We start from the raw sequence: 8,361 nt of genomic DNA, 5'->3' as shown, positions 1-8,361 counted from the left end.
AGCGGGAAGCCGCTGCCTTCGTCCGGGCCGCCGCGCAGCGGGAAGCCGCTGCCTTCGTCCGGGCCGCCGCGCAGCGGGAAGCCGCTGCCTTCGTCTGGGCCGCCGCGCAGCGGGAAGCCGCTGCCCTCGTCTGGGCCGCCGCCGAGCGAGAAGCCTGCCTCGGCCGGCTGCCGGGTCGGGAAGCCACCGCTGTCGCCGCGGGATGGGCGGACCGCGGGCGGCGCGTCGGGCAGGTCGCCGAGGGTGGCGCCGGGCACGCGAACGCGCTGGTCACCGAAGGCGGAGAGACCGGGAGGGCGGCCGGTGGCCGGGTCGGCGTCGGGAGTCGCGCCGGGCGTGGAGAACGCGGGCGGCTGCGAAGGCGACCCGGGCGGGGGCGGCGGGACCGTGCCGCGACCGGGTGTGCCGGCCGCGAAGCCGTCGAACTCACCGATCGTGCCCGGGTCGACGGAGGCGGGGGTGCGCTGCGGCAGCGGGAACGGATTGTTACCACCGTCGGCGGCCGCGGGGGCCTGCTGCGGCGCCCACGCCGAGCGCGGCGGCGGCTCGGGGGCATTGCCGGAAGCCGGCACAAAAGGCGAACCGGACCCCGGCTCAGCCGAAGGCGGCGCGAAGGACCCACCGGTGGCCGGTGGCGCGAAGGACCCACCGGCGGCTGGCGGCGGGAAGGACCCGGCGGCCGGCGGCTGGGAGGAAGAAGAGGTCACACCGTAGGACGACGCGGCGGCGCCCGGCGAGACCGAGCCATACGGCGAGGCGCCCCGCTGGGGCAGCGACCCGCTGTCGCCCTCGGCCTGCGGCACCCGGGCCGAGCCGTACGGCGTGCCCGACGGAGTCGCGGGCCGGGCCGAGTCGGAGCCGGAGCCGAAGGTGCGCACCGCCGGCACCACGAACGGCGAGCCGCCATTGGGCGTGGCGGGCGGGGGCGGAGCGTACGAGCTGGGGAAACCGTCGGTGGGCGGAGGAGCCGACGCCCGACCCGCGGCGCGACGGCCATCGGTGTCCGGCGGGAAGTCGTCCGACGTGGGTCCGCCCGACGGCGCCTCGGCCGGAGAACCGGCGTACTGCCCCTCGGACGTCATGAGCGCCTCCTCGTCATCGCGGCCGTGCCAGCTTTGCACGGACGCGACTCACCGGCGAATCGGACCGGCGAGCCGTGCCCAGCTCTGAGGCCAGGCCGTGCGGGACCCGTCGGCGCGGGTGCGCCTCGCCAGGCCCCGGTTCCTTGCCGACCGGCCGAGCCGGCGTGGGGAACCGTGCCCAACCGTACCGGGCCGGGGCGGCGTGAGGAATCCCGGTGTACGCCCGGAAGGGGACCGTGAACGGATCTTTAAGGCTGTCTTCAAAGAGGAAAAGGCCCGTCCGGAGACTCCCGGACGGGCCGTTCTGGCGCGATGTATCAGAAGGTCTTGCGCTGGGCAAAGATGGCGATCTCGTCACGCATTGCCCGGGTCGGCGCGGACTGCAGCGCGCGGTCCAGGGCACGGTTCTCGCGGTTGATCATCCGGCGGCGGCGCATGCGATCGGTGATGCTCATGGTGCTGGTCACTTCCCTTTTCGGCCCTGGTGGGGCCACGTCTTCGGTGCTCTGTTCGAGGTAAGTCCATTGTGACTCGCCCCGAACAGCACTGCCAACGAATTAAGGGGTGATCGTGAGCACTCGCCTAACGATCGAAGGTCGGAATAATCGGTTGCCTAAGTTTCTGCGGTGTGTCTACGTCCACGACAGTAGCGCCGACTCGGGGTCGGTGAGGAACTCGCCGATGTCCCGGAGGAACTTCGAGCCCAGCTCGCCATCGATGATCCGGTGGTCGAAGGAGAGCCCGAGCGTGGTCACCTGACGGATCTTGATCTTGTCTTTGTGCACCCAGGGAGTGGGCTTGACCGAGCCGAACGCCAGGATCGCCGACTCGCCCGGCGGCAGGATCGGGGTGCCGGTGTCGACCCCGAACACGCCGACGTTGGTGATCGAGAGGGTGCCGCCGGCCATGTCCGCGGGCGGCGTCTTGCCCGACCGCGCCACCTGGACAAGTGTGTTCAGGGCCTCGGCCAGCTCCCGCAGCGTGAGACGTCCGGCGTCCTTGACGTTGGGAACGATCAGGCCCCGCTCGGTCGCCGCGGCGATGCCGAGGTTGACGTAGTCCTTGACGACGATCTCGCCGGTCCCGCCCGACCAGGTCGAGTTGACCATCGGGTGCCGCTTGACCGCGAGCAGCACGGCCTTGGCCACCAGCAGCAGCGGCGAGACCCGCACCTCGCGGAACTCGGGCCGCGCCTTGATCTTCTCGAGCGCCTTCATCGTGCGGGTCACGTCGACCGTGAGGAACTCGGTGACGTGCGGCGCCGTGAACGCCGAGGCCACCATGTTCTCGGCGGTCAGCTTTCGGACACCCTTGACCGGGATCCGCCGCTCGCGCCCGGCGTCGAAAACCTCGGGGGCCGCGCCGGCTGCCACCGGTTGCGCAGCAGCCTGCTGTACGTCGTCCCGAGTAACCGACCCCATCGGCCCGGTCCCCGCGAGCGAGGTCAGGTCGACGCCCAGATCCCGCGCGAGCTTCCGAACCGGCGGCTTGGCCAGCACGGGCGCGCTCGAGGGGGCAGCAGCCGCCACCGGCTCGGAGGCGGCAGTCGCCACGGGCGCGGGTGCGGTAGGCGGCGGAGCCGCGGCGGGCGGTGCTGGCGGCGTACCCAATCGGGGTCTGCGTTTGGCACTTGTGTTTCTCGGTCCGTAACCCACCAGGACCGCAGTCCGGCCTCCCGGGGCCGGACCACCGATGAGGCCCGGCTCGACCGCCCCCTCGACCGGCGCCACCTCGACCGCCGCGAGAGACTCCGCGGACGGCTCGGGCAGGTCTCCGGCACCCGGGTTGGTGTCGATGGCCACGATGGGCGCGCCCACCTCGACCGTCGTGCCGGCCTCGTGGAAGATCTTGGTCACGACGCCGGCCCACTTCGCCGGGATCTCGACCGCGGCCTTCGCCGTCTCCACCTCGACGATCGGCTGGTTGAGCTCGATCGTGTCGCCGACCTTGACCAGCCAGGAGAGGATCTCTCCCTCGGTCAGGCCCTCGCCGAGGTCGGGCAGCGTGAACTCCTTGATCCGCGACATCGGCGTCACCAGCCGAACGAGCGGTCGACGGCGTCCAGCACCCGGTCGAGATCGGGGAGGTAGTCCTCCTCGACCCGCGCGGCCGGATAGGGAACGTCGTAGCCGGTCACCCGCAGCACCGGCGCCTCCAGGGAGTAGAAGCACTCCTCGGTGATCCGCGCCGCGAGCTCGGAGCCCAGGCCCAGGTTGCCCGGCGCCTCGTGCACGACGACGGCCCGGCCGGTGCGCTTCACCGACGCGTACACCGTCGGCATGTCGAGCGGGGAGAGCGAGCGCAGGTCGATGACCTCGAGGTTGCGCCCGTCCTCGGCGGCGGCGGTCGCCGCGTCCAGGCAGGTGCGCACCATCGGGCCGTACGCGAGAAGTGTCGCGTCCGTGCCCGGCCTGACCACCCGCGCCGAGTGCAGCGGGAACGCGCCCTCGAGCGGGGCGTCGAGGTCGACCTCGCCCTTCTCCCAGTAGCGCCGCTTGGGCTCGAAGAACACGATCGGGTCGTCCGAGCGGATCGCCTGGCGGATCATCGTGTACGCGTCCGCGGGGTTCGCGCAGCTCACGACCTTGAGGCCGGGGGTGTGCGAGAACAGCGCCTCGGGCGACTCGGAGTGATGCTCGACCGCGCCGATGCCGCCACCGAACGGGATGCGGATGACGATGGGCAACCTTACGTTGCCGAGCGAGCGGTAGAACATCTTCGCGACCTGCGCGACGATCTGGTTGAACGCCGGGAAGACGAAGCCGTCGAACTGGATCTCGCAGACCGGGCGGTACCCGCGGATGGCCAGGCCGACCGCGGTGCCGACGATGCCCGACTCGGCGAGCGGGGTGTCGATGACCCGGTCCTCGCCGAAGTCCTTCTGCAGGCCGTCGGTGATACGGAAGACGCCGCCCAGCTTGCCGACGTCCTCGCCCATGATGACGACCTTGGGGTCATCCTCGAGGGCGCGACGCAGGCCGTGGTTGAGTCCCTTGCCCAGGGTGATCGTCTCGGCCATCAGCTGGCGCTCCCCTCGAACGACGCGTGGTACCGCTCGAACTCGGCCTTCTGGGCCTCGACCTCGGGCGAACCGTGCGGGTAGACGTTGTCGAACAGGGTGACCGGCTGCGGGTCGGGCATGGCCAGCACCCGCTCGCGCAGGTCGAGCGCGAGCTTCTTGGCGGCCTCGTCGACGTCGCCGAAGAAGTCGTCGCCGGCGATCTGCTGCTTGGTGAGGAACGCCTTCACCCGGGCGATCGGGTCCTTCGCCTTCCACGACTCGACCTCGCTGGCGATGCGGTAGCGAGTGGGGTCGTCGGAGCTGGTGTGCGCGCCCATCCGGTAGGTGTAAGCCTCGATCAGCGTCGGTCCCTGCCCGTTGCGGGCCTGGTCGAGCGCCGCGCGGGTGACCGCGAAGCTGGCCAGCACGTCGTTGCCGTCGATCCGGACGCCGGGGAAGCCGTAGCCGAGCGCGCGGCGGTAGAGGGGGATGCGGGTCTGCCGCTCGAGCGGCTCGCTGATCGCGTACTGGTTGTTCTGGCAGAAGAAGACGATCGGCGCGTTGAAGACGCCGGACCAGACGAACGCCTCGTTGACGTCGCCCTGGCTGGTGGCGCCGTCGCCGAAGTACGCGATCACGGCCTCGCCGTCGGCGTTGCCGGTCTTGCCGTCCATGGTGATGCCCATGGCGTACCCGGTCGCGTGCAGGGTCTGCGCCCCGATCACGATCGTGTAGGTGTTGAACTTGAACTCGTTCGGGTCCCAGCCACCCTGGTCGACGCCGCGGAACAGGCCGAACGGCATGATCGGGTCGATACCGCGGCAGTAGAGAACGCCGTGCTCGCGGTAGGTGGGAAAGGCCATGTCCTGCTGGCGGAGCGCCCGGCCGGATCCGACCTGGGCCGCTTCCTGGCCGAGCAGGCTCGCCCAGATGCCCAGCTCGCCCTGGCGCTGCAGGGCGGTCGCCTCGGCGTCCAGCCGCCGGACGGTCACCAGGTCACGGTAGAGCTCGCGGTACTCGTCATCGCTGAAGTCGACGGAGTACGTCGTGCCGTCGGGGGTAGTGACGCTGTCGACGCGTTCCCCGTCGGGGGTGAGCAGTTGGACGAAGCCGCCGGCCGGAGCATCGGCCCCGACTTCGCGTTCGCCGTTCGCCATCTGTGTCTCCCTGTTCATCTCTGCGCCCGCAGCAGGTGTTGCCTGTCTGCGCGGCGAGCCGCTGGTTCGCCGCACGTGACCTTGGTGAGGTTCCCGCGCGACGTTCCGGCGCGGGCCGGGGCCCCACCGGGTAGTGACGGCCCCCACCCCGCCCCGAAAAAGATCGGCCGCGGTGCCGTCCAGTTCATCCTGACAGAGAACGTGAGCGGCGTTACAGGTCGGGTCGATCACAGTCGGGAAATTCCCCCGTCACATCGGTGCCCTTATTTGTCCTATTAAGCGGTTTTCGTACGGTCACTACCGTACGAACGGCCACCCTTCCCCGCTGCCCCCTCTGCCATGCGTCGTTCTCCCCTTTGACCGAGACCGATCCATGCGGGTCGCTGGTCCAGACGTTCGCACAGGGGAGGAACCGGCGTGCCGGAGCAGCCAGACGAGGAGCTCGTGCCACCACTGAAGGTCATGCGGAAGCGGCTGAACGGTGTGTATCGGGCCGATTCCGGCTTCTCCGGACCAACTCGACGGTACGTGCTCATTGTGGCGCTTCTGGTGGGACTGGCGTCGGTGCCCACGCTCGCGGCGATCACCGCCGGGTCGAGCGAGCTCGCCGACGGTGGCACCGACACCATGGACATCCCCTTCCTGCCCCCGGCCTCGCCCGGTCCGGTTCGGGGGCCTTCGCACGACCGCTTTCCCGGGGACTCGCGGGTCGGCTCGCCGCCGCCGATCCTGCCGCCGGGCGTGGCCGAGACGGTGCGGCGGGCCGGTCGCCTCCTCGGCGAGGCCGGCATGCGCCGCCCTTTCCCGTACGGAGGGAAGCACGCGGCCCAACCGCAGAAGAGGACCGTTTCCGATCGACGTGTGACCCCGCCGCGCTCCGGTCTGCCGACGGAGCCGCCGTCGATGGCCGCCTTTCCAGCGTTGCCCGGAATGCCCGCTCTTCCGGATCTGCCCGCCGTCCGGGGCCGCTCGGCCCGGCAGGACTCGTCCGCGCACGATTCGCCCGCGCACGATTCGCCCGCGCACGATTCGACCCCGCATGGCTCGGTCCCGCATGGCTCGGTCCCGCATGGCTCGGCCCCGCACTCCGCCCGGCACGATTCCGGGCCCGTCCGCATAACGGACCCGGCCGATCTCGCGGACGACGACGGCTTTGCCAGGCACGACTACGGCTCTGCCAGGCAGCGCTACGGCTCTGCCGGGGGCAGTGACGGCCTCGTCGGGGGCAGTGACGGCCTCGCCCGGGGTAGCAACGGCCTGGCCGGGGGTAGCGACGGCCTCGCCGGGGGCAGCGACGGCCTGGCCGGGGGCAGTGACGGCCTCGCCCGGGGCAGCGACGGCCTGGCCGGGGGTAGCGNCGGCCTCGCCCGGGGTAGCAACGGCCTGGCCGGGGGTAGCGGCGGCCTCGCCCGGGGTAGCAACGGCCTGGCCGGGGGCAGTGACGGCCTCGCCGGGGGCAGCGATGGCGTGGCCGGGCGGGGGCACAGCCTTGCCGGGAGCGGCGACCTTGCCGATATTCCGTCCGCGCCCGATTTATCGGATACGTCGGGCGATCACCAGTGTGCCCACTCCACCGTCAGCAACCGGTCGAGCGACGACCGGTCCGAGCACCGCCGGAGGTCAGCCGTGGCCGAACGCCCGCACAACATCCGAGCCGCCAGGATCCTCGATCGCAGCTATACGCCGAGCGGCCTCACCAACCGCCGGCTGATCCCCGAGGCGCGCACCGAGGACAACCAGGGGGACCGCCCGTACCGCGGCAGCCACCGGGCCGGCAGCCTGCACCACGCCGAGGACACGCAGGCTCAGCTTCGCAGCTCCCGCGTCGGCCGCCACCACGCCGAGTCGACCGACGACCTCACCGGCCGCTGGTAAGCCGGACGACTTACGGCTCGTCTAGGCGGTGGCGGTTGGCGTCGAGCCAGGCCTCGATCGCCTCGTGGTCGTCGGGGTCGACGCCCTCCGAGATCAGCTGGGCCACCGCGGCGGTGGCCGGGCTGCGCCGCTCGCCGGTCGCGTAGAGCCGGGCGAACTCGGGGATCATCTCCTCGACCATGTCGCCGGTCTGGGTGGCCGCCGCCTCGGGCAGGTTGCGGCGGCGAGCCGTGTACGCCGACCAGGCCCGGGTCACCCGGGGCAGCATCGCGGCGTCGTCCATGTCGAGCACCGCGCGCCGGTGCACCCAGTCGAGCAGGAACAGCCCGGCCACCGCGGGGCTCCACCGCAACGGGTCGCCGCCCGGCAGCGTCGCGGCGTGGTCGAGCAGCAGGCTCACGCAGAAATGCAGGGAGGCCAGCTCGGCGTCGTCGCTCACCTGGTCGAGGCCGAACCGGGCCGCCTCGGGGCCGGCCAGGAAGTCGCGGGCCAGGTCGGTGTGGCTCGGGTAGGCCGGCTCGTCGAGGGGTGGCGTGTTCCCAGCCGGCAGCAGCGCGAGGCGGGCGGCCGCGAGCGCCCGGTCGGTGGCGAGCGAGCCCTCGGCCGGCAGCGAGCCCAGGCCGTCGGTGATCGCCAGGTGGCGGTCGACCTCGTCGCGTACGCGGCCCGGATCTTCCTCGCGGAACCAGGTCAGCTCGTCCTCGGCGCACATCTCGCGCACCTGCTGGAGGATGCGCTCGGCCGACGAGCCCACGAACACGTCCTTGGTGATGCCGATGTTGTGGTCGACCAGGGCAACGACCGCGTGCTCGGGGCCGCCGTCCGCGTTCTCGTAGGCGAAGGTGACCAGATAGGACGTCTGGTCTCCATAGACATCGCCGTACGCATAGCAGCCGGTGGGGCGTACGCGGCCTAGTTGCTCGACCCACGACGGAGCTTGCGCGCCCCGCCGGACCTGAGCCGCACCCGCGGCGTCGGGCACCAGCGTCGCGAAGACCTCGCGGATGGTCGTGGCCGCCGCGGTGCGCCGGCGGGTGGTCGCGGAGAGGAACTCGCCGACGAAGACGCGCACGGCCGCGGCCCGGTCGGCCTCGGCCACCGAGTAGACACTGCCAAGAAGAGCGGTTCCCAGCATCTCGGCATCCAGGGCGCAGTCGAGTTTCGCTACGTCGCGGGCCGCGTGCAGAACCGCCTCGAACGGACTCGATGATGCCGGCATATCGCGAGAGTACCGGCATGGCGACCG

Annotated in this window: 5 protein-coding genes and 1 pseudogene; all 6 read right to left on the bottom strand. The window is 71.5% G+C overall.

The features are described 5' to 3' along the window. A pseudogene (locus A3CQ_RS0143980) lies at positions 1-1,082 on the bottom strand (hypothetical protein); the annotation flags it as partial. Positions 1,083-1,399: 317 nt separating this feature from the next. Further along, on the bottom strand, positions 1,400-1,537 hold the full coding sequence (locus A3CQ_RS61895; protein WP_169516366.1) for a hypothetical protein: 138 nt from the start codon (positions 1,535-1,537) through the stop codon (positions 1,400-1,402). Between the two features lie 177 nt (positions 1,538-1,714). Further along, positions 1,715-3,109 (bottom strand): dihydrolipoamide acetyltransferase family protein, encoded by a 1,395-nt coding sequence (locus A3CQ_RS0143970; protein WP_020517349.1) that lies wholly within the window; start codon positions 3,107-3,109, stop codon positions 1,715-1,717. Between the two features lie 5 nt (positions 3,110-3,114). Further along, positions 3,115-4,104, bottom strand: a complete 990-nt coding sequence (locus tag A3CQ_RS0143965; protein WP_169516367.1) for an alpha-ketoacid dehydrogenase subunit beta — start codon at positions 4,102-4,104, stop codon at positions 3,115-3,117. After that, positions 4,101-5,240 (bottom strand): pyruvate dehydrogenase (acetyl-transferring) E1 component subunit alpha, encoded by a 1,140-nt coding sequence (gene pdhA, locus A3CQ_RS0143960; protein WP_020517347.1) that lies wholly within the window; start codon positions 5,238-5,240, stop codon positions 4,101-4,103. Before pdhA ends, A3CQ_RS0143965 begins: the two co-directional genes overlap by 4 nt. Positions 5,241-7,125: 1,885 nt before the next feature. Then, entirely contained in the window at positions 7,126-8,334 is a 1,209-nt protein-coding gene (locus A3CQ_RS0143950; RefSeq protein ID WP_020517346.1) for a hypothetical protein, read from the bottom strand. Positions 8,335-8,361 lie beyond the last annotated feature (27 nt).

Origin of the sequence: Paractinoplanes globisporus DSM 43857 (assembly GCF_000379645.1) — a bacterium.
Classification (GTDB): Bacteria; Actinomycetota; Actinomycetes; order Mycobacteriales; family Micromonosporaceae; genus Actinoplanes; species Actinoplanes globisporus.
Note: the sequence above shows the minus strand (reverse complement) of the source record. Positions and strands in the feature narration are given on the sequence as shown.

What these genes read in the sequence shown, in the direction of transcription:
- A3CQ_RS61895 (WP_169516366.1), bottom strand. Translation starts at nt 1,537, where the DNA reads ATGAGCATCACCGATCGCATGCGCCGCCGCCGGATGATCAACCGCGAG.
- A3CQ_RS0143970 (WP_020517349.1), bottom strand. Translation starts at nt 3,109, where the DNA reads ATGTCGCGGATCAAGGAGTTCACGCTGCCCGACCTCGGCGAGGGCCTG.
- A3CQ_RS0143950 (WP_020517346.1), bottom strand. Translation starts at nt 8,334, where the DNA reads ATGCCGGCATCATCGAGTCCGTTCGAGGCGGTTCTGCACGCGGCCCGC.
- pdhA (WP_020517347.1), bottom strand. Translation starts at nt 5,240, where the DNA reads ATGGCGAACGGCGAACGCGAAGTCGGGGCCGATGCTCCGGCCGGCGGC.